This window comes from Psychromonas hadalis ATCC BAA-638, assembly GCF_000420245.1.
In the GTDB taxonomy this organism is placed as follows: domain Bacteria; phylum Pseudomonadota; class Gammaproteobacteria; order Enterobacterales; family Psychromonadaceae; genus Psychromonas; species Psychromonas hadalis.
Genome location: NZ_ATUO01000011.1, coordinates 21,487 through 42,303, shown reverse-complemented (window position 1 = coordinate 42,303; position 20,817 = coordinate 21,487). Strand labels below are relative to the sequence as shown.

The 20,817-nt window shown below is 42.8% G+C and carries 18 protein-coding genes; all 18 read right to left on the bottom strand.

Going from position 1 to position 20,817, the window contains the following annotated elements; translation table 11 throughout:
- Positions 1-102: 102 nt before the first annotated feature.
- The 18 genes from G322_RS0102770 to G322_RS0102685 all read right to left on the bottom strand — a co-directional run bounded on the left by G322_RS0102770 (position 103) and on the right by G322_RS0102685 (position 20,813).
- A complete protein-coding gene (locus G322_RS0102770) occupies positions 103-1,266 on the bottom strand; it encodes a sirohydrochlorin chelatase (RefSeq protein ID WP_022940289.1) in 1,164 nt (387 codons plus the stop codon).
- 71 nt (positions 1,267-1,337) lie between these two features.
- A complete protein-coding gene (gene bluB, locus G322_RS0102765; protein WP_022940288.1) occupies positions 1,338-1,997 on the bottom strand; it encodes a 5,6-dimethylbenzimidazole synthase in 660 nt (219 codons plus the stop codon).
- Entirely contained in the window at positions 1,998-5,774 is a 3,777-nt protein-coding gene (cobN, locus tag G322_RS0102760) for a cobaltochelatase subunit CobN (protein ID WP_022940287.1), read from the bottom strand.
- A 6-nt stretch (positions 5,775-5,780) separates the two neighbouring features.
- Positions 5,781-6,884 carry a cobalamin biosynthesis protein CobW gene (cobW, locus tag G322_RS0102755; RefSeq protein WP_022940286.1) on the bottom strand — a complete coding sequence of 368 codons (1,104 nt, stop codon included), beginning with the start codon at positions 6,882-6,884 and terminating at the stop codon, positions 5,781-5,783.
- The gene (gene cobM / locus G322_RS0102750) at positions 6,871-7,674 is read right to left on the bottom strand and encodes a precorrin-4 C(11)-methyltransferase (protein ID WP_022940285.1); all 804 of its coding nucleotides are present in this window, start codon (positions 7,672-7,674) and stop codon (positions 6,871-6,873) included. Before cobM ends, cobW begins: the two co-directional genes overlap by 14 nt.
- Positions 7,675-7,798: 124 nt before the next feature.
- Complete coding sequence (cobJ, locus tag G322_RS0102745; protein WP_022940284.1) at positions 7,799-8,584, bottom strand: precorrin-3B C(17)-methyltransferase; 786 nt, start codon at positions 8,582-8,584, stop codon at positions 7,799-7,801.
- Positions 8,585-8,735: 151 nt separating this feature from the next.
- Positions 8,736-9,491 carry a cobalt-precorrin 5A hydrolase gene (locus G322_RS0102740; protein WP_022940283.1) on the bottom strand — a complete coding sequence of 252 codons (756 nt, stop codon included), beginning with the start codon at positions 9,489-9,491 and terminating at the stop codon, positions 8,736-8,738.
- Positions 9,488-10,219: a precorrin-2 C(20)-methyltransferase gene (cobI, locus tag G322_RS19795; protein WP_022940282.1), complete on the bottom strand. Its 732-nt coding sequence runs from the start codon at positions 10,217-10,219 to the stop codon at positions 9,488-9,490. The genes G322_RS0102740 and cobI overlap by 4 nt, the downstream gene beginning before the upstream one ends.
- Positions 10,216-11,460, bottom strand: coding sequence for a bifunctional cobalt-precorrin-7 (C(5))-methyltransferase/cobalt-precorrin-6B (C(15))-methyltransferase (locus tag G322_RS0102730; protein ID WP_022940281.1), 1,245 nt, complete (start codon positions 11,458-11,460; stop codon positions 10,216-10,218). The genes cobI and G322_RS0102730 overlap by 4 nt, the downstream gene beginning before the upstream one ends.
- Complete coding sequence (locus G322_RS0102725; protein WP_022940280.1) at positions 11,460-12,101, bottom strand: precorrin-8X methylmutase; 642 nt, start codon at positions 12,099-12,101, stop codon at positions 11,460-11,462. Before G322_RS0102725 ends, G322_RS0102730 begins: the two co-directional genes overlap by 1 nt.
- Complete coding sequence (locus tag G322_RS22575) at positions 12,091-13,980, bottom strand: cobalt-precorrin-5B (C(1))-methyltransferase (RefSeq protein WP_022940279.1); 1,890 nt, start codon at positions 13,978-13,980, stop codon at positions 12,091-12,093. Before G322_RS22575 ends, G322_RS0102725 begins: the two co-directional genes overlap by 11 nt.
- A gap of 2 nt (positions 13,981-13,982) precedes the next feature.
- Positions 13,983-15,368 carry a cobyrinic acid a,c-diamide synthase CobB gene (locus tag G322_RS19785; protein WP_022940278.1) on the bottom strand — a complete coding sequence of 462 codons (1,386 nt, stop codon included), beginning with the start codon at positions 15,366-15,368 and terminating at the stop codon, positions 13,983-13,985.
- Positions 15,369-15,385: 17 nt separating this feature from the next.
- Positions 15,386-17,092, bottom strand: a complete 1,707-nt coding sequence (locus G322_RS0102710; RefSeq protein ID WP_022940277.1) for an AAA family ATPase — start codon at positions 17,090-17,092, stop codon at positions 15,386-15,388.
- A gap of 14 nt (positions 17,093-17,106) precedes the next feature.
- The gene (locus G322_RS19780; protein ID WP_022940276.1) at positions 17,107-17,796 is read right to left on the bottom strand and encodes an energy-coupling factor ABC transporter ATP-binding protein; all 690 of its coding nucleotides are present in this window, start codon (positions 17,794-17,796) and stop codon (positions 17,107-17,109) included.
- Positions 17,786-18,571: a cobalt ECF transporter T component CbiQ gene (gene cbiQ / locus G322_RS0102700; protein ID WP_022940275.1), complete on the bottom strand. Its 786-nt coding sequence runs from the start codon at positions 18,569-18,571 to the stop codon at positions 17,786-17,788. The genes G322_RS19780 and cbiQ overlap by 11 nt, the downstream gene beginning before the upstream one ends.
- Positions 18,571-19,152 (bottom strand): hypothetical protein, encoded by a 582-nt coding sequence (locus G322_RS0102695; protein ID WP_022940274.1) that lies wholly within the window; start codon positions 19,150-19,152, stop codon positions 18,571-18,573. The genes cbiQ and G322_RS0102695 overlap by 1 nt, the downstream gene beginning before the upstream one ends.
- Positions 19,152-19,760: a cobalt transporter CbiM gene (gene cbiM, locus G322_RS0102690; RefSeq protein WP_022940273.1), complete on the bottom strand. Its 609-nt coding sequence runs from the start codon at positions 19,758-19,760 to the stop codon at positions 19,152-19,154. Before cbiM ends, G322_RS0102695 begins: the two co-directional genes overlap by 1 nt.
- A gap of 225 nt (positions 19,761-19,985) precedes the next feature.
- Complete coding sequence (locus G322_RS0102685; RefSeq protein WP_022940272.1) at positions 19,986-20,813, bottom strand: DUF4198 domain-containing protein; 828 nt, start codon at positions 20,811-20,813, stop codon at positions 19,986-19,988.
- Between the last annotated feature and the right edge of the window lie 4 nt (positions 20,814-20,817).

Genomic DNA, 20,817 nt, shown 5'->3' with positions numbered 1-20,817 from the left:
TTACCAAGGCGAAGCATCACGTCCGAATAAAGTAGCTTTAGTCCTGCTTGGTTACTTAGGCGAAGCTGAAGTCCCTGCTCCGATAAAAATGAATAGTATTTATTAATCTTTATGCGCTAACGCTTCACCTTGTACGCCATTTTTGATGCGTTCGCTCTCTTCATCAAGTAGCGATTGTGGGAATTGGCTCATGAAACAGTGACAGATCCCCTCACCTATCATGGTTCTTGGCCCTAATGGGTGACTGATATGTTTGTAGATACCGTGGCTATGGCTTTCACCGTGATGATGATCATGTGAGTGACTATTTTCATGTGAATGTTGATGACTCTCATCGTGGCAATGACTGTGCTCATGTTCGTGATCATCATGACTGTGAGTATGCGTGTGAACCTCAGGATCTTGATATTCAGCATGATGATGATGAACATCTATCTCACCCGCGGCTAAACGGCGTTTAAAGGTACTCATTAAATCCTCTTCAATGCTTATTTTATCTTCCATGATTTCACGCACACGAAACTCAAACGCATCAATCACTTTTTCATGGTCACGTAGGTAAGGTGTTTTGATAAATTCTACACTTGGGTTTTCTGTGGCAACTTTATCAATATAAGCGTAAATACGTTTAATTAAACGTCCTGTGAAAAGAAAATAGGGTGCAACCACAATGCGTTTGTAACCAAGCTTTAGTAGCTTTTCAAGACCAATACCCACCGAAGGATAAGTCACCCCCGAATACACGGTATCAGCCCAACCAAATCCCATGTTTTCGCTGACAATGCGCGTCAGTTTAGCCGCTTCTGCATTGGCTTCACTGTCTGACGTACCCCGGCCAACGACCACCAACATAGTATCGTACAATTCATCGGGTGAATTCGTTGCATCTAACCCTAATGATTCATAAATACGTGTTTGAAACGCTTCAATCATCGCTTGTTGTAATCCTAACTCTTTCCCGTAGGTTACTTTTAAGCCTGCATTTTTTTCTTCAAAAGTAGTTAACACTGACGGGATATCATTTTTAGCATGAGTGGCGGCAAATAGCATACCCGGCACTGCGTAGATATGATTGACACCCTGCTCAATAAGGCGATTTAAGCCCATGTGAATATTAGGCGCAGAATACTCTAAAAAACCATATTCAATTGCTAGCTCAGGAAAGCGTTTTTTAAGCCCCGCTGCCACTAATGAAAACTCGACTTCTGCATCTTTATCGCGACTACCATGACCACAAATCATGATCCCTTTTTTACTCTCTAACATTTAATTTTCTCTTTTAAATGATCTAAAAAAAGCACAAGACTGAAGTCTTGACCCCTATTTCATCTTATTTTTTATGAATGATTTTTTTTAGGCCAACTGTTCTCAAACAGAAACTGTTCAACTTCAATCGGTTTAATCCAATTTTGTTCCACCAGCATCGGTTTTTCATAGAATTTTTCAACATGACCAATACATAAAATAGCAATGGGACGGCTATCTTCTGGCATATTTAACAGGGTTGCCAACTGCTTTGGATCAAACAGTGAGACCCACCCCAAACCGATACCTTCTGCACGTGCTGCTAACCACATATTTTGAATCGCACAGGAAACCGAGGCTAAGTCCATATCGGGCATAGTGCGACGTCCAAAAAGGTGTTTTTCTCGTCCATCAGGTAGCGCAACCACTAACAGTTCTGCACACTCTAAAATCCCCTCAACTTTGAGTTTTAAAAACTCACTTTTACGGCTATCAAGCAGATCAGCAGTGAGTTTACGCTCTGTTTCCACCCTCTCTTTAATGGCGATTTTTAAATCCTGATCAGTGATACGAATAAATCGCCACGGTTGCATTAACCCGACACTGGGCGCTTGATTCGCAACAGTTAATAAACGCGCTAATAAGCCCTTTTCTAATGGCGCATTGACAAAATGACGCATATCACGACGCTCTGCAATCACGCGATATAGCGCATCCTTTTCAACGTTGCTGTAACTATGTTTACTTTTCATCTATTTTCTCTCTTGTAGCTCATCACATTCCAACAGAATATCTTGTAATTTTTGCTGATAATCCCCCGCGTCTTGCCATAAACCACGTTGTATCGCTTCCATTAACCGCTCCGCCATCTCTTCCAATACTTGTGGATTATTATCCTGTAAAAACTGTTTATTGCTTGCCTCTAATAACAGGGTATCGGTGACCTGCTGATATTGATAATCGGCAATCAGATCGGTCGTGGCATCATAAGCAAACAGGTAGTCTACCGTAGCCCCCATTTCAAATGCCCCTTTGTAACCATGTTCACGCATCGCTTCTATCCATTTAGGATTTAAAACACGAGAACGAATAACCCGATTCAACTCCTCTTTTAACGTGCGAATAATCGGTTTGCTGGGGTTACTGTGGTCGCTATGATAAATGGTGGGCGCTTTGCCAGAATAAACTTGGGCTGCATTACTCATGCCACCTTGAAACTGATAATAATCATCAGAATCAAGCAAGTCATGTTCACGATTGTCTTGATTTTGCACCACCACGTCGATATGACTGAGCTGATGTAAAAAAGCATTTTTGGCTTGTACGCCATCTTGTGTACTGTTGCCATAGGCATAACCGCCCCAATTAAGGTAAGCCTCGGCTAAATCACTTTTTTGCTCCCAACAACGCTCGTCAATTAACCCTTGTAATCCTGCACCATAAGCCCCGGGTTTTGATCCAAACACACGGTAACTCGCTTGGCGTTTAGCTTCGCTAATTGGCATTCCATCGGCTATCAACTGTGCTTGTCGTTGCGCAATATTTTGCTTGATAATATTGCCATTGCCCGGTTCATCAAGCTCACTGATAGCGACCACAGCAGCATCAAACAACGCCATGACATTCGGAAACGCATCACGGAAAAAGCCTGAAACGCGTAACGTCACATCGACTCTTGGGCGACCTAATAACAAACAGGAAATAATTTCAAAATCAATCACACGATTACTGCCCTGCGCCCAAATAGGTTTGATGCCCATTAATGCAAATGCTTGTGCAATATCATCTCCTCCTGTGCGCATGGTGGCCGTCCCCCATACCGATAAACCTAACTGTTTGGGGTAGTCACCCTGCTCTTGCAGATGGCGATGAATCAATGCTTGCGCTGATATTTCCCCTAAAGCCCAAGCGGCTTTAGAGGGGATCGCGCGGTTATCAACAGAATAAAAGTTACGCCCCGTCGGCAGTGTATCTAAACGCCCACGTGTTGGCGCACCGCTTGGTCCTGCTTCTATAAACTTGCCATCAAGTCCCTCAATAATGGCATTAAGTTCATTTTTGACACTCTGTTGCAACGCTTTTTGAATGGTATTTTTGGCATAAATAAACAGTGCTTGAGTGGCGGGATAATCCTTTAAACCCGCTAAATCCTGTTTTTCAATGAGGTAATATTGCATCCAATGCAGCGCTAACAACTCTAATCGTTCGCGTGTATCCGCCGATGTGCGCCACAGGGTTGTCGTGATATTTTTTAACACCGCGGGTTTGTTGCCTAACCATGGGGAAACAGTGGCACATAAAGGGTCAAAATTTTGCAGTTTAAAGTCACTGACTAAAACATCTAAAATGCCTTGGTTTATCGCCCCTTCACCGCGCGGCAAACGTAGCAGTGCCACTAAGGTATTAGCGACTTTATGTGGCGCAGGTAACTGCCCTAAAATATGTAAACCGTGGCGAATTTGCGCCTCTTTAATATCACATAAATAGGTATCTAACTGTTCAAGCAGTTGGTTATCATCGTTACGTGCAATCTCATTAAGTTCATCTAAAACATGAGTGCTTTGTACTTTTTCTACTATCTGTTTACGCAACCACTCTTCACGGCGTTTATCTAATCCGAGTGCTTGATAATATTCATCCACCAGCCCCTCAAGCTCCGCTAATTCACCATAGGTTTCAGCGCGGGTCATGGGTGGCATTAAGTGATCAATGATCACCGCTTGACTGCGTCTTTTCGCCTGCGCACCTTCACCGGGGTCGTTAACAATAAACGGATAAAAATGAGGCATTGGACCCAATACCGCATCAGGCCAACATTCACTAGAAAGTGCTAACCCTTTACCGGGTAACCACTCTAAATTGCCATGTTTGCCAACATGCATGATGGCATCGACTTGATAGGTAAAACGTAACCAAAAATAGAAGGCTAAATAATTATGCGGTGGCACCAGATCAGGATCGTGATAATTAGCCAGTAAATCAATATTAAAACCGCGCGCAGGTTGAATACCCACAAAGGTTTCACCCAAACGAATTCCCGCGATCATTAATCGCCCCTGACGGCATTTAATATCCTCTTCGGGCTCACCCCAACGTTTTATGATCGCACTTTGACTGACTTCTGGCAGTGCTGAAAATGCTTTTTTATAATCTGCTAAGGATAAACTCTGCCAACAAGGAAGATGATGTAAAGTATTGGGGTTATTGGTCACCGATTGCAACAGTTGCTCAATCAACGCATTGCCATTTTCTGGCACAGCAACAACAGGATAATCGGCGGCTTTTAATTTATTAAGAATGTTGATCGTGGAGTTGGGTGTATCTAATCCCACGCCATTACCAATACGCCCATCTTTAGTGGGATAATTGGCGAGAATCAGTGCAATACGTTTATCTTTATTGGCTTTATTAGATAACTGAATATATTTTTTCGCCAGTTCAATGACAAACAAAGCACGCTCAACATGAAGCTGATATTGCACCAAGGCAATCTCTGTTTTGTCATCATAAAACGCTTCGCTTTTAAAACTAATCGCGCGGGTTAATATCTTTCCATCCATCTCAGGCAATACCACCTGCATCGCGATATCACGGCTACGTAATCCCTGTTTATAGGTCTGCCAATCTTGCAAGGTACTACTGGAAAGTACCAGTTGCAAAATAGGAACATCAACACTAAATAGACGCTTGAAATGGTTCGGTTGTGAACTTAAATCGGGGCTATCAACTTTGTTTGAAGCAAACCCAGTGCAATTTAAAATCAGCCGACAATGGTGTTTTAACAACAGTTGGTTAACGATGGTTAACGCTTGTTGATCTTTTAAGGAGCTAATCACAATCGGTAACGGATTTAAGCCACTCTCTGCAATAAGGGCGATTAACTGATCAAACATCACGCAGTTTGCTGATTGCAGATGACTGCGATAAAAAATCAGCGCCACCACATCTTGTCCTGCTTGCCACTCAATATGTTGCTCATTATAAAACTGCGCAACGGCTAAAAACTGTGCATTAAGGTAACCCACGTTAGCATCAAAAAAATGCTGATTTAAAAAAGCAAAAAGTTGCGCGCTATTAGTTATACCGCCTCCACGCAGATAAGACCAAACACAATGTTGAATTTGCTCAGAAACCGTTGAAAGTTCAATCAGCTCAGGATCAACATGATCATCGCCCGGCACTAAAATAAGGGTGCGATCAGGTTGTGCTTGTGACCATTTTATTAAGCGTTCAACACCATAAGACCAGTAAGCCTTGCCACCTAATAACGACACCACCACCACTTTAGCTTGTTGCAAGACTTTATCTTCATAGAGATCAAAGGCGGCGGGTTTAAGTAAATTCGTCCAATTGACTAACCGTGTTTCAACCAATTTAGTTTCTTGGCAAGCAATTTTGTAACCCGAAACAAGTGCCGTTAATTGACTATCGGCAGCACTAAAAACGACTAAAGGTGCGGGCGATTGCGCTAAATCAACGATACCTTCCTGTTCAACAAACCCGCCTGGCTGTGCTGCTAATAGATGCATGAAAAGTTACACCTCTGCGTTTTTTAAAATGGTTATAATGGCTTTTTCATCAAGATGTTTACCAATCAAGACCAACTCTGTTTTAGGGGTTTCATCTGCTGCCCATAAACGGTCAAAATGCGTTTCTAAACGTTTACCTACCGCTTGCAATACTTGGCGCATCGGTTTGTTTTTAATCGAGGCGAAACCTTTGATACGAAAGAGGTTAAATTCACGCAGCAATTGCTCAACACACTGCGTTAGTTTGTCGCTATCGACAGTGCCAATACTGATCACAACAGAATCGAAATGATCATGGGCATGATCGTGGTGTGCACCGTGAACATGGTGGTGATCATGATGATTATGAATCGCATCAATGCCTTTTTCAGATTGGGCATTAATGCCAATCAAGACTTCCAGTGGCACATCACCATGATTAACATAAGCTATTTTAACACTGTTTGGTAAACGTTTTTCTATCACCTTGTTAACCCTCATTTTTTCATCTTCACTGAGTAAATCGCTCTTACTCACCACCACTAAATCCGCCGAATTTAGCTGATCGTCTAATAACTCTTGCAAGCTAGGATCGTGATCTAAACTTTCATCTGCAGCGCGTTGCGCTTTTACTTTCTCTTCGTCAGCGGCAAAGCGTCCAGCTGCAATTGCCACGCCATCGACCACAGTGATCACCGCATCCACGGTGCAATACTCTTTAATACCCGGCCAGTTAAACGCTTGCACCAGTGGTTTCGGTAGCGCAAGCCCTGATGTTTCAATTAAGATATGATCGATTTGGTCACGGCGCTCAATCAGTTTTTTCATCACCGGTAAAAACTCTTCTTCCACCGTGCAGCAGATACAACCGTTTGCCAGTTCATAGATACCGTCTTCACCGCCAACCAACACCGCAGATTCATCTTCACAATCGCTATCATCACCAAAGGGGCAACTGCGTAATAGTTCAGAGTCAATGTCCAGTTCACCAAACTCATTCATGATCACCGCAATGCGTTTACCTTTGGCCTTCTTTAACAGATTGGCAAGTAAAGTCGTTTTACCACTGCCAAGGAAACCGGTAACAACGGTGGTTGGGATCTTGTTTAATAACATACTATTTGCTGACATTTTGAGCCTCTAATTGATCAAGTGAAAGTGTATTTTTACGACGACGAAAAATATTGGGTTTATCTTTTTGATAAAGGTAAGAGTCTTGAAAATGATCAGAGTCTAAAACATGCCCCACTAAAATCAGTGCCGTCAATTTAAAACCCTTCGCTTCTACTTTTTCGCTAATATCAGCTAACGTGCCTATCACTTTATCTTGGTCTGGCCATGAGGTGCGGTAACACACCGCAACAGGGCAATCTTCACCGTAATGGGGAATCAGCTCCGCAACGATTTTGCGAATTTTGCTAACACCTAAGTGGATAGCCAGTGTTGCACCACTTTGTGCCAATTGTGGCAAACGCTCACGTTCAGGAAAAGGTGTTTTCCCCTCATAACGGGTCATAATAACCGTTTGAGAAACCCCTGAAAGCGTTAACTCTTTGCCTAAATAAGCCGCTGATGCAGCCACGGCGCTAACCCCAGGGATCACTTGGTAATCAATCCCATGTTTTTCAAGACGACGGATCTGCTCTGCGATTGCGCCATATAATGCGGGATCACCACACTGCAAACGTGCAACATCTTTGCCCGCTTTATGCGCCTCTACAAAATAAGCTTCCATCTCATCAAGATTGATTTTCGCGGTATCAACAATCAGCTCTGCACTCTCTTCAACCTCTTGCAATAATGCACGAGGAATGAGCGATCCGGCATATAACACCACAGGACATTGTTTCAATAAACGCGCCCCTTTGAGGGTCATCAATTCAGGATCACCCGGCCCAGCCCCAATAAAATAAACGGTCATAAATTTTCCATATTTAAAGTCAAAGTCAAAACACGCAAGGCTAAAGCCTCACCTCCAAAACACTGGCTAACGCCTCACTTCCATAAAAACATTATTCGGAAGCGGGACTTTAGTCCTGCCCTGTTTATAGTTTTTTCTTATAACCACGCGGGGTGTATACCCAGTGTTTGTTGCCGTTGATAATATGGCGTGACTCACTGTTACCGACACTCACTAAGGTAAACATATCAACATCTTTTGCATCCAATTCATCAAGGCGGATAATACGAATTGATTCATCTTCGCGGGTAAGTTGACGACCTAATAAAACCGGCGTAGAGGCAGGACGATATTGCAGTAATACATCCCGTGCATGGTTGAGTTGCCAATCACGTTTTTTTGAAACAGGGTTATAAAAAGAGATCACAAAATCTCCCTCACCTGCGCTGTGAATACGTTTGTTGATAGTTTCCCACGGCGTTAATAAATCCGACAAACTCACGGTACAAAAATCATGGCCTAACATCGCCCCCACTCGACTTGCACCCGCTTGCATCGCGGAGATGCCCGCAATAACTTCAATATCAACATCCAACCATTCAGGGTGATTTTCAAGTCCTTGTAACTGTCTGTCGAGCAGTTCAAAAACCAAGGTCGCCATCGCATAGATACCGATATCACCGCTTGATATAAGCGCGGTGGTTTTACCGCTGGCGGCTAAATCCAAGGCTAAACGCGCCCGCGCTATCTCTTCACCTAGTGGTAAATCATGATGTACTTTGTTATCACAAGGGCTACCAAGTAGGTCTAAATACAAGCCATAAGCCACTAAATCGCTACTCTTCTGTACCGCTTTTAGTGCTTTGGGTGTCACTAAATCCGCATCGCCTGGCCCCATGCCGACCACAAAAAGTTGTTTTTTACTACTCATATTGTTCCTATTAATCTTTTAATTTCATTTGAAATAATTGCTTGAGGCTAAGTTATTTACGCTTAGTACAAGGCGAAAAAGCGCAGTTTAGCTTGCCTAAATGAGCATTTTTCAACGCCGTAATATGCTTAAATTACGACGACTCAAGTGATTATTTGTAGCTTCGGGCAATTGCACACGTCGCCTGCTTGTTTTTATGTTTGTTTAATAATAATTCACTGCCATTATGGGTTATCTGCTCTGCTTGATAGAGGGCAGCAGACTCTGCAACGCCATACACGCCGACGGTTTTAAAGATGTAATCCGATTTGGTCGATAACCTATCTTCCATCTCTGCTAACTGCTGTTTATTAAAAGTGAGATAAGGTTTTTCTAAATTGCTCGCCAATGAGATAAGTCCCAATTCATCATCTTTAATATCGATACTGCAAATCGCGCTAATATCGTTAATAGTCAGCCCTGCTTTGTGCAAGCATTCATCGAGCAAGTGTTGTAAAACGGCCTCTGGACAGCCTCGCTCACAGCCCATTCCCAGCACGTAAACAGGCTTTAAATAAGAGTTTGCTGTGGTTATCACCAATTGATTATTCAAAAATTCACTCACCTGTTTAGCAAATTCATTTGCCCCACCCTCATGACCTGAAAGCAATGGGATAACAAACTGACCTAATTCATCTAGCACCAGTACCGCAGGGTCGCTGTGTTTATTTTTGAGAACTGGCGCTAAACTACGTATCACAATGCCTGTTGCACAGATAAAAATGAGCCGATCACCCTGCTCAAAATAGCGCTGCACTTGAGTGGTAAAGGGAGTGGGTTTAAAACAGATTTCGCTATTCGCTAAGCTATTTTGTAAACGCTTCGCTAACAGCAACCCCACCTCTGTTAAACAGATAATGCGGATCATCTACTGACCCCCTGACGAGTATCTATTTTTTTTCGGGTAACAATAAACAGTGAAAAGTAGGGACCGACTTCATCTTCAAGCAGGCTCAGATCAGTGACTATTTTTTGATTTTCACGGCTGATATATTCAAGATAATTTGCATCCTCAAAGCGATCTGTTTCTTTTAACAGTGCCAATAAACGTGGTCTTTCAATACCCGCTTTCATAATAACGATCGCATCATGACTGAGCAGTGCAACTTTGATTTTTTCATCACTATGACGGCCTGTTACTACTGCAAAAGATTGTTTTAAAACAGTCAACGGTAACTGGAGTTCTGCCGTGGCAGCAATAAAAGCAGGAATGCCCGGAATCACTTGTGATGGATAGCAACTCGGTAAACGCTCAAGAAGATAGGTGAATGATCCAAAAAACAGCGGATCACCTTCACACAGAAACACCACTTTTTTATCTCGTTTAAGAAAATCTTCAATTTCCAACATCGCTTTGTCATAAGCTTCATTGGCCGCAACTCGAGTGCGTGACATGCTAAAACGGATGCCTAAATGTTGCTGTTTTTTTATCGAGTTTTCCAACGCTTCAATGGCGATATCCAACGCTTGCGATTGACCCGATTCATTTTCTAAATAACAAATGACATCCGCATCTTGAATGGCGCGGTAGGCTTTTAACGTTAACAGTTCAGGATCGCCCGGGCCAACGCCGACACCGGTAAATAAAGCGTTCATTTTTTCTCTCTTTTAATAAAACTAAATAGGCTCACCGGCAATGCAGGTCGATAGATCAGTTGTCGCGCAAGGCTTGACCCTTTATTGATGGCAATCTGCAATGTTTCTAAGTCACAATCACCCAGCTCTAATCGTTGCTGATAGAAATCTAACAGTTGTGATTTACTCTTTTCCATCACCGCAGAGGCCACTATTTGACCACCCTCTGCAAGGTTTCCCCATAATGAAGAAAGTAAATTAGCTAACTCGCCATCACTGCCACCAATAAATATTTTATTGGCTTGCGGTAATTGACTGAGCACCGCAGGCGCGCGCCCTAAAATGGGTTTTAAGTTGCTCAGCACACCAAATTTTTGTTGGTTTTGTAACAAACAATCAAAACGCGCTTGATGATGTTCAATGGCATAAACCGTTGCTTGTGGTTGCCAATAAGCCAGCTCTACGGAAACGGCGCCACAACCTGCACCGATATCCCAAAGCAGATCCTCTTTTTGAAGTTGTAACAGAGACAAAATAGCCAAACGCACCTCTCGTTTGCTGATCAGCCCTTTTTCACCTAATTCACCGGTTTCAAAATAGCTGTCTTTAATGCCTGCAAACTCAGGCAGATAACCGCTATTTTTTCCACAAAACAGAAAGCTAACATGCAAGGTATCAAAGGTGATTCTGTTGTTTATCAGCTCATTCACGTTAAAGGTTGATAGTTTTTGCTCTGCATAACCAAGGCGTTCACAAACGGTAATTTTTGCCTCTGTAAACCCCGTTTCTAAGCAGAGTGCTGCCAGCTGTTGTGGCTGACTGTGTTTATCCGTCAGTATCAACAGCGTTTGCTGGGCTTTTAAGCAGACTTTCAATTTGAGCAGTGGACGACCATGTAAACTCACAACTTTCACATCTTGTTGTGCTATTGCAAGACAATGACAAGCTTGAGTAATGCTTGAAAGCGCAGGAAAAAAGGCAATACTGATATCGGTAAATTGCTTTGTTAACCAACTGCCAATGCCATAATAAAGGGGATCGCCCGATCCTAAAACAACCACATTTTCTGCGCTTTTTATTAATGTTTTAAGCTGCGTGAGTTTAGGTAACAAGGCTGCTTTTTGAGCGGTTAAAATAGCATCTAATGTTAACAGTTGACGTGCAGAGCCAATCACTAAATCCGCATTTTGTAGTGCCTGTAACGCTTGCACGGTTAATGAGGCATTTTCGGCAACACCCAATCCTATGACACTTATTTTCATCAGTAGATCTCACTATTTATACAGCGCAGTAACGCATTACACGTTGCACTAGAAACCGCACTGCCACCCTCACGCCCGAGTAAGGTAATACACTCAATGCCCATTGTTTTATGATATTCCCAAAGGGCTTGTTTAGATTCCGCCGCACCAACAAACCCCACAGGCATGCCAATAATCAACGCAGGTTTTGGTGCGCCTTGACTTATCATTTCCAATAATCGAAACAGTGCAGTGGGTGCATTGCCAATCACCACAATACTGCCCGCAAGATGAGGCAACCAAGATTGTAAGGCGGCCATTGTGCGCGTTTCACCCGTCTGTTTAGCGCGCTCTGCCACACCTTGATGATTAAGAAAACACAGCGGCGAGGTTTTGATCATACGTTTAGTAATGCCTTGCTTCACCATCTCAACATCGCATAAAATTGGCGCGCCTGACATAAGCGCTTCAATGCCAGACGAACACGCGTTAGCACTAAAATGAACTTGCTCAGCAATAGCGGGAAAACCGACACTGTGTACAATGCGCATCACCACTTGTTGCGCTTCAAGTGACAGGTGATCAAGTTTGGTTAACGCGCGAATCTGGCGAAAACTTTCACGCTCAATTTTTTTAGGATCATGGATATAGCTAAATTTCATCGCTTTCTCGCATCTGTTTCTGCATCCTTTGTAATAAATCCACACACTGTGACATCTCATCAAACTGATAAGTTGTTGCCTGCAATTCAGGGCGTTTAAATTGATAAACAGCAATTGCTAATTCAGCTGCAGCCTCAATTTTTGCGTAGGTCGAATCACCGCCGCTATTTTTGCTGATAATGGCATCTATCTGATATTGCTTAATTAAGCTTTTTTCATTTTCCAACTGAAATGGGCCAATCGCTTTTATCCATGTCACGTTACTGGGCAGGTCAATTTTAACGGGCATGGCAGTGCGCAATAATAACCGTGTGGATTGCGAGGCTAACGCATCTATCACGGGTTGGGTTATCTGCCCTGCGGTAATAAACAACGATTGATGTTGCTCGACTTTTTTAATAAGTTCAGACCAATGCTCCACCTCAGTCCAATGATCGCGCGCTGTTTTTTGCCATGCTAAACGATGAAAACGTATTGAAGGAATTGATAGTTGTTTACTTACTAAGGCAATTTTATTGCTCATTTTTATTGCAAAAGGATGTGTTACATCCACAAGATGGGTTATCTGGTTATCGGTAACGTATTGCGCTAATCCACCAAATTGGCTAAAGCCGCCACTGACCACAGGGCAAGGTAATTTTGCTTTGCGCACAATACCTGCAATGCTGTAGGTGGTATCAAAACCTAATTCAAACAGTTGTGTTGCCAGATGACGACCATCTGCCGTACCACCGATGACTAATATTTTCATCTCTTTTCCTCGTGTGTAAACAGGATCTCCTCTGCTATTTGCCACAAATAGCCCTTTTCTATCTACCGCCCATACTTCGATTTCGATACTGGGATGAACGATATTTTTTGCCACTTTTAACGCATCAATACAGATGATGGTGGCGATATCTAGCCCTGCTAGTTGGGTTTTATTAAGCACTTCAATACTGGTATTAGCATGCACAATCTCATCTTGTAACTGTTCACTTGCACCTAATGATTTTGCAATCTTGGCAAGCTGTTTAAAATCAATACTAGACTGGCGACTATTAAGATCCAGATGACCATTGGCCAACTTGGTGAGCTTGCCAAACCCAGCACTGATGCTCAATTTTTTAATCTGATTTTCATCTTTAGGGCGACGCAGATATTTAAGCATCGCACCGACAAAATCGCCCATCTCAATCTGTGCGATCTCATTCATCTGATAAAAATCTTTAATGGCACGTTCACTGGCAATACCCGTAGAAGCGCTAATATGGGTAATACCATTGGCGCGCGCCACATCAATACCTTGATGAATAGAGGCGATATAAGCGGAACAAGAGTAAGGACGCACGATGCCCGTTGTGCCTAAAATAGACAGTCCACCGATAATGCCTAAACGGCCATTCATGGTATGTTTGGCAATCAACTCGCCATTTTCCACACCCACCGATACCTCAAAGCCACCTTGGTACTGATAAGTAAACGCATAATGGTTAAGATGATCGGTTATCATTTTGCGTGGCACGGGGTTAATTGCTGGCTCACCAATCGCTAATACCAATCCATCCCGAGTGACCGTACCCACGCCTTGTGCCGCTTTAAAGTTAATGCCCTTTTGCTTGGTTAAACGTAACTCTACAAAGATGGTTGCACCATGTGTTGCATCCGGATCATCTCCTGCATCTTTGATAATAGCGGTGCGAATACCATCTTCAATGTGCTGATAATCAACGATATTAAGATCTACTTTTTCGCCCCGAGGCAAAGTTATTTCAACCGTTTGAGGTTGTTTATTGGCCAATAACGCACGCACCGCCGCCACGCAACATGCCGTTGCACAGCTTCCTGTGGTTAACCCATTGCGTAATGGTTGACTGTTTTCGCTCGATTCGGGCCACATAATTAGTTTGTTTTCGCCTTTTCTTGCCAAGCACTTAATTTATCATGATCAATCGCTTGCAACTGCCCTGTAAACAGCTCAGCAATCAAAGTGGGATTGGAGGGAAAAAACAGATGCAAATAACTGCCAGTGAGTTTTTTATCACGGTAAATCGGCTCACCCGGTGCAGGATGACGCTGACGTTGCCCATAACCCATCGCATCCATCTGCATAATAGCGCGTGAACGATGATGTGCATGTCCGTGAATATCACCTTCTGGCAATATCGCTTTTTGCATGCCCTGACAGCCACGTTTCCCTGACATACTGCCAACGCCATCAAGTAAACCGAGCATCTGATGATGATCATTGTCTAAATCTATCAGCTCATTTAAACAATATAAAAAACCACCACACTCTGCCAAAATAGGTTTATGGGCTGCATAAAACTGTTTTATCTCTGTTTGCAGTGTTTGGTTTTTTGCTAACTGCAACGCATATAATTCCGGATAACCACCGGGCAACCACAAAGCATCGGCCTCTGGCAGCTGTTTATCACTCAGCGGTGAAAAATAGCGCAGTGTTGCGCCCATCTGTTCAAGCAGACGTATGTTCGCTTGATAGATAAAACTAAAGGCTTTATCACGGGCAATGGCAATGGTTTTTCCTGTTAATAAAGGCATCACAGTTGCTAATTCAGCATCATAAAAATCAACAGGATCTGGCAGTGTTAACAGTGGGCTATTTGCATCTGCACGTGTGACGCCCTGCGCTAACCACTCACAACCCAGTGTGAATTTATTCTCTAACTCATCAAACACTTCACTGGCTTGCACTAAGCCTAAATGACGCTCTGGCAGAGCGATATTTTCATCTTTTTTAAGGCAAGCGAGCAAGGGTAATTTGTTTGCTAATGCTTCTCTGATGAGTTGTGCATGTCTGTCGGTACTGCAATTGTTAGCAATTAATCCGTAACAGCAATAATCATTACGATAATTTGCAAGACCAATGGCAATGGCAGCTGCCGTTTGCGCCATGCCTTTTACGTCCATCACAATAGCAATCGGAATATTAAAACGGGCAGCCAAATCGGCACTCGATGGCTCGCCATCAAACAAACCCATTGCGCCTTCAACGAGAATAAGATCCGCTTCAAGTGCCGCTTCATAAAGCTTTTTCTGACAGTAGCGCTCCCCTGCCATCCACATATCTAATTGCTCAACATGAAAACCGGATGCTTGCGCTAAAATTTGTGGGTCAAGGTAATCAGGCCCTGTTTTAAATACCCGCACCACTTTTCCCTGCAATGTAAAATAGCGAGCGAGAGCCGCCGTGATAGTGGTTTTTCCTTGACCTGATGCAGGGGCAGCTAAAAACAGTGCGGGACAACTTACTTTTTTCATGTTCATTTTTTACTCACCTTTAACTAACCTTGCACAGCAAAATAACCAGCATCTAATTGGCTTGCTAAGACTTTGCCACGACCCCGTTTTATCTGTGCTTTTTCAATATCAATTAACAAGGTGGGAATATTAAGTTTTAGATCCTCAATATTAGCGCGGCATCGGCCATCGGTAATAAGGTAACAACAGAGCTGGAAATCAGGCAGTTGCTGGCGTAATTGTTGGATATTTTTAAGCGCGGTTTTTAACGCTAAGCGCAATGGAGTACCGCCTAATGCGCCGATATTATCCAGCTGATTTTCTATCTTTTTGGGCGCACGTGCACGGTTAATAAAGGTTTCAACCACATCATTGCCAAAACCTAATAAGCTAATTTTATCGCGTTGCAGATAACTGTTTTGACTGATTTTTGCCACCACTGATTTTGCAATCGATGACAAACTGTTGGTTAATGTCGATGCAGAAGTATCAAGTAAGATGAGATGCAATTTTTTTTCACTACGGGCACTTTTCTTAAACACAAACTGCGTGGGAGGCCACTGCCCTAAACTGTTGGTTAGTGTTGAAAACCAATCAGGTTTAGTGCTGTTTTCAGGGCTTTTTTTAGCGCCTGTTTTACTCGTATTTAAACGCAATGCGCTATCAAACGGAGGTAATGTGACGCTTAAGCTTGCTGTACTTTGCTGTGATTCAGCTTGTAACTCGGACATCGCTCCCCATTCACCACTGCTCGTTTGTTCATTATTATTTTCATTATGACTGTTTTTGTTATTACCACTTTCTTCAGGGTTTTTATCACCCTGCTGTTGCGGACGCGAAAAACCACCACTATTTGGCGGACTAGGTGGATTACTTTCAGGTATTGTTTGTTGACGATGTAATAAGACTAATGGTGCAACTTGTTTGATATCATCCAAAGTGACGGCGCCGCGACCACACCAAGCAGCGTGGGTGATACTGGCTCGATGCATCATAATATCGGCACGTAACCCTTCTACATTTGCTTGCATACAACGCGTTGCTATCTCCGTTAAACAACGATCATCACAGCGCACATCAGCTAATATTTTTCGTGCATCACAAATCTGTTGTTGCAAGACCACCTGTTCAACTTGATAGTTATCACAAAAAATAGCGTGATCATCTTCAAAAGCTTGACGCGTTTTAACGATATTAATACGCTCATCAATCGTGTAAACATTGTCCAGTTCAACCATTAATCCAAAACGGTCTTGCAGTTGTGGGCGCAGTTCACCTTCATCGGGATTCATGGTACCAATTAAAGTAAAACGTGCCTCATGACGATGACTGATGCCATCTCGTTCGATGAAATTAACCCCTGAACTTGCAACATCAAGCAGTTGATCAACAAGATGATCAGGTAACAGATTTACTTCATCCACGTACAAAACCCCCCCGTGTGCTTTTTTTAATAACCCCGCGCTAAAAACCATTTTTTTATTGTTCAGCAGGTGGTCCATATCTAATGTGCCAATAAGCATCTCTTCACTTGCACCCAGAGGCAAGGTCACAAATTCGCTTTCTATGCCTGCTTCAATCGGCAACAAATCAGCAAGCCCACGTGCCAGTGTGGATTTTCCACAACCACGTGGTCCTGAGATAAGCACACCACCAATCAACGGATTAACCGTGGCTAATAACAGCGCGAGCTTAAATAAAGGTTGCCCTTGTACGGCGCTAAAAGGAAAATCACTGTGTCTATCTACCATGTTATTCTCTCCTGTTATGCGACCGCAATACGCTTTTGTTGAGACGCGACTAAATGACCGTTTTGTAAATAGAGATTGCGTGTTACCAACTGCTCCGTAAACACTTTATCGTGTGAGATAATAATCATCGCCTGTGGCAGTGCTTGTAAAACATGTAATAAACGCTGTTTGGCTTTTTCATCTAACGCATTAGTCGGCTCGTCTAACATCAACACGTCTGGCTCCATCACTAATACGCTTGCTAAGGTCACCATGCGTTTTTCTCCACCAGAAAGCTGATGGGTAATGCGTGATTCAAAGCCTTGCAATCCTAAACTGTTCAGGGTCGCTAAAGATTTTTCAATCGCTTGTTGTTTAGAAAACCCCAAATTAAGAGGCCCAAACATCACATCTTCTAATACTGTCGGACAAAACAGTTGATCATCAGGATCTTGAAACAGTAACCCCACTTTCGCGCGTAATTTATTAAACTGTTTCTCGGTTTTACAAACCTCACCCAATGCAATAATATCACCCTGTTTGGCTTTTTTAAGACCCACAATCAAGTGTAATAAGGTGGTTTTTCCTGCACCATTATCCCCGTTGATCACCACTCGCTCACCGGCATATAAACTAAAATTTATCTCTTTTAATACTGCATCACGCCTAGGATAAGCGTAGTGTAAGTTTTCTATTTTAATAAGTGCTTCATCTCTATGTGGCATCAATATTTAATCCTATTAACAGTATTAAAAAACAGAAAAAAATCAGACCAAAAAAGCGATCTGAGAGTGTTATTTTCATCTCATCATTAAGGTAAAGACGCCCGCAAAAACCGCGACATTTCATCGCACCTAAAATACGTTCAGCGCGCTCAACAGAGCGAATAAGCAGCATGCCAAACAGATAACCGATGCTTTGCCACGTATGGCGATCACAACCTAAAACAAAGGCACGTGCCTGCATTGCGCGGCGCATCTTTTTATACTCAAGGCTGATCACATCTAAATAACGCACCATAAACAGTAACAGATGCACTAACTTATTCGGCATTTTTAGGTGCGCTAACGCATGACCCAATGTGGAAGCACTCATGGTTGCCACCAATGAAAACAGCACCAATAACACCGCATTCGCTTTGATGGTAATAAGCAGTGCGTGTGCTAACCCTTGCCAACTTGCCGCCAATCCAAACAGAGTAAACATAGGATCGCCAGGGGTCGTAAAAGGCAAAATACAGATAAGCGTTAACATAAACAAGTCCATCGCAACCACTCTGCGCAGAGTACGTTTAATGTTTAATTTGGCCATTTTCACTAAAAAAAAGGCCAACAACAATCCCAGTAAAGCAGGTAAAAACGCCACGCTAGAAACCACCACTAAGGCAAATAACCCAGCACAAACAATGCGTACACGTGCATCAATGCCATCAATCAGTGACGGTTGATGCTTTAACGCTTGCCCTGACCACGAGGTCAAACTGTGTTCAAGTTTTGACACTATGTATTAACCTTTAAACTTTGTGCACATCGCTTTAGTCTACGTTCACGCAACAGTGCAACCATACCCAACAAACCAAAGATATAACCAATACCGCCAATAATATCGCGCAGTCCCGCTTTCTCTTTCAAAGCGCGAATCTCTCTACGCAGTGGTTTTATTTGTTTAGCAATCGCTTTTTCTAACTGCATTAATGTCAGGCCACGGCTATTTTCACTGTGTTTAACCGTTGTTTTAGGCTGAGTGACAATGACCTCGCCTAAAGACTCAGGTAATTCATCAGCAGGCAGTAACATTTTAAGCGTGTGCCCAGCCCCCATATTAATTTCAAAAACATGGGTGATACGTTTTTTGGCGGTGAAGATAAAAAATCCTTCATCATCCGTTTTTACTTCTCCTAATGGGATACCAGATTGATCAAACACCTTGACCAATGTGCCCACTTTTGCCATCGCCCCATTAGAAAATCCCGCTTCGCCCTCAATATCAGCCCCATTAACATAAACACCACCCACGACATTATGAGCAGATAAATTCAGGCTCACAATAAGCAATATAAACAGTGATAAAATCACTTTCATTAGATCGATTCCTTGGTAATAAATTCTGGTTTAACCGTATGAATTAAATACACAGCAGCATAAGAGACAAACGCTTCCACCACCATAATAGGGATATGTGCAGGCAGTACCGCTTTAGCGGCTAATACAAAAGATTCTCCCGACAATGCCAATGAAAAGGCCACCATAATAGAGGTAAGCACAATCGCACTCGCACCACCTATTGCTCCCCAAATAGCAGCAACCTTGGCACTTTCATGGCGTACGCCTCGATAACAGAGGTAATAGACAATCACCGCAGGCAAGGCAATATTGAGTGTATTCACCCCGAGAACTAATAAGCCACCAAAGCCAAAAAAGACCACTTGTAATAGTAATGCCACCAACAAAGCGGGAAAAGCAACCCAGCCGAGTAAAATGCCAAGCAAACCATTCATGATCAGATGCACACTGGAAAACCCCAATGGCAAATGGATGTAAGAAGCGATGAAAAAAACCGACGCTAACACGCCGACCAAAGGCAACTGATCGTAATCCATTTTTTTCAGGCCAATGAAAACACCAACAATGGCTAACACTGCGCCACTGACTAAAACTGGCGCGGATAAAGCGCCATCTACAATATGCATGAATATTCCTTTTCCTAAAATCGTAAGGCTAAAAAAGGGTTCGCAGCGCTTACCCGCTCATTAGACTGAACTACTTTACACTTGGAAGTGGGACTTTAGCCCTGCCTTGTTTAGGTGATCGTAAAACAGACAAGGCTGAACAAAAATTAAAAACCGCAAGGCTAAAGCCTCACTTCCGATTTACTGACATCCAAGGGAAGTGGGACTTTAGTCCGGCCTTTTTTGCTATGGAAGCTTTGTCGCTTCTACCCAAATTACTGCATCTTGTGAAAGCTCTTTACCTTTATAGGTTTTTTGCGCACCGATGCTTAACGCTGCAAATCCCCACTGCCCTGCTTTCAGCAGTGAAAAATGGAACGTACCATTAGCATCTGCATAAATAGTTTGCGTAACAAATATCTCTGACGGAGGTGTCATGATCGGCGTTTTAGCAAAATGATTTTTTTGCATATCGGGTAGGTAGTTGATGAATTCAACTTCAACAGCAGCAAAGGGCACAGGTTGACCTTTTGATTTTACTACGGCACTAAAAATGCCACCTTCATAAATTGCGTAGGGTTTGGTTAACGGCACAATCTCAGCGGTTAAGCCTAAATCATTATTCCAATCGGTTGGTAAGTTACCCACGTTAACAATGGTTTTGGTGATCTGTTGGATATAAATATCTTCTTGTACTTCAAAATAGGGAGAAGGTTGCACAATAAACACATAATCACCCAACCCACGTAGTTTTACATCCGCTTGATAAGCATGGCCTTTGTCCACGGAGCTTTGCCATTCAATGTCTGAAATAGTATGCATTAAATCGGTTTTTTTACCCTTTCTAATCACATAAAAGGCTTGGGGTTTATCCACTGCCATCACATGACCACTGGCAGCTGGATGAGTAAATGGCATTTTAAAGCTTATTTCTCCCCCTTTTGCATGAAGAAGATCCGGGGTATAGAGCATTTGAAAATGTGCATTGGCTGAAAAAGAGAGTGCACAACAGGAAGCTAATAATAGCGGTTTAAAAAATTGTTTAAATTGTTTGTTTTTTGTAATTTGAAACACAGAA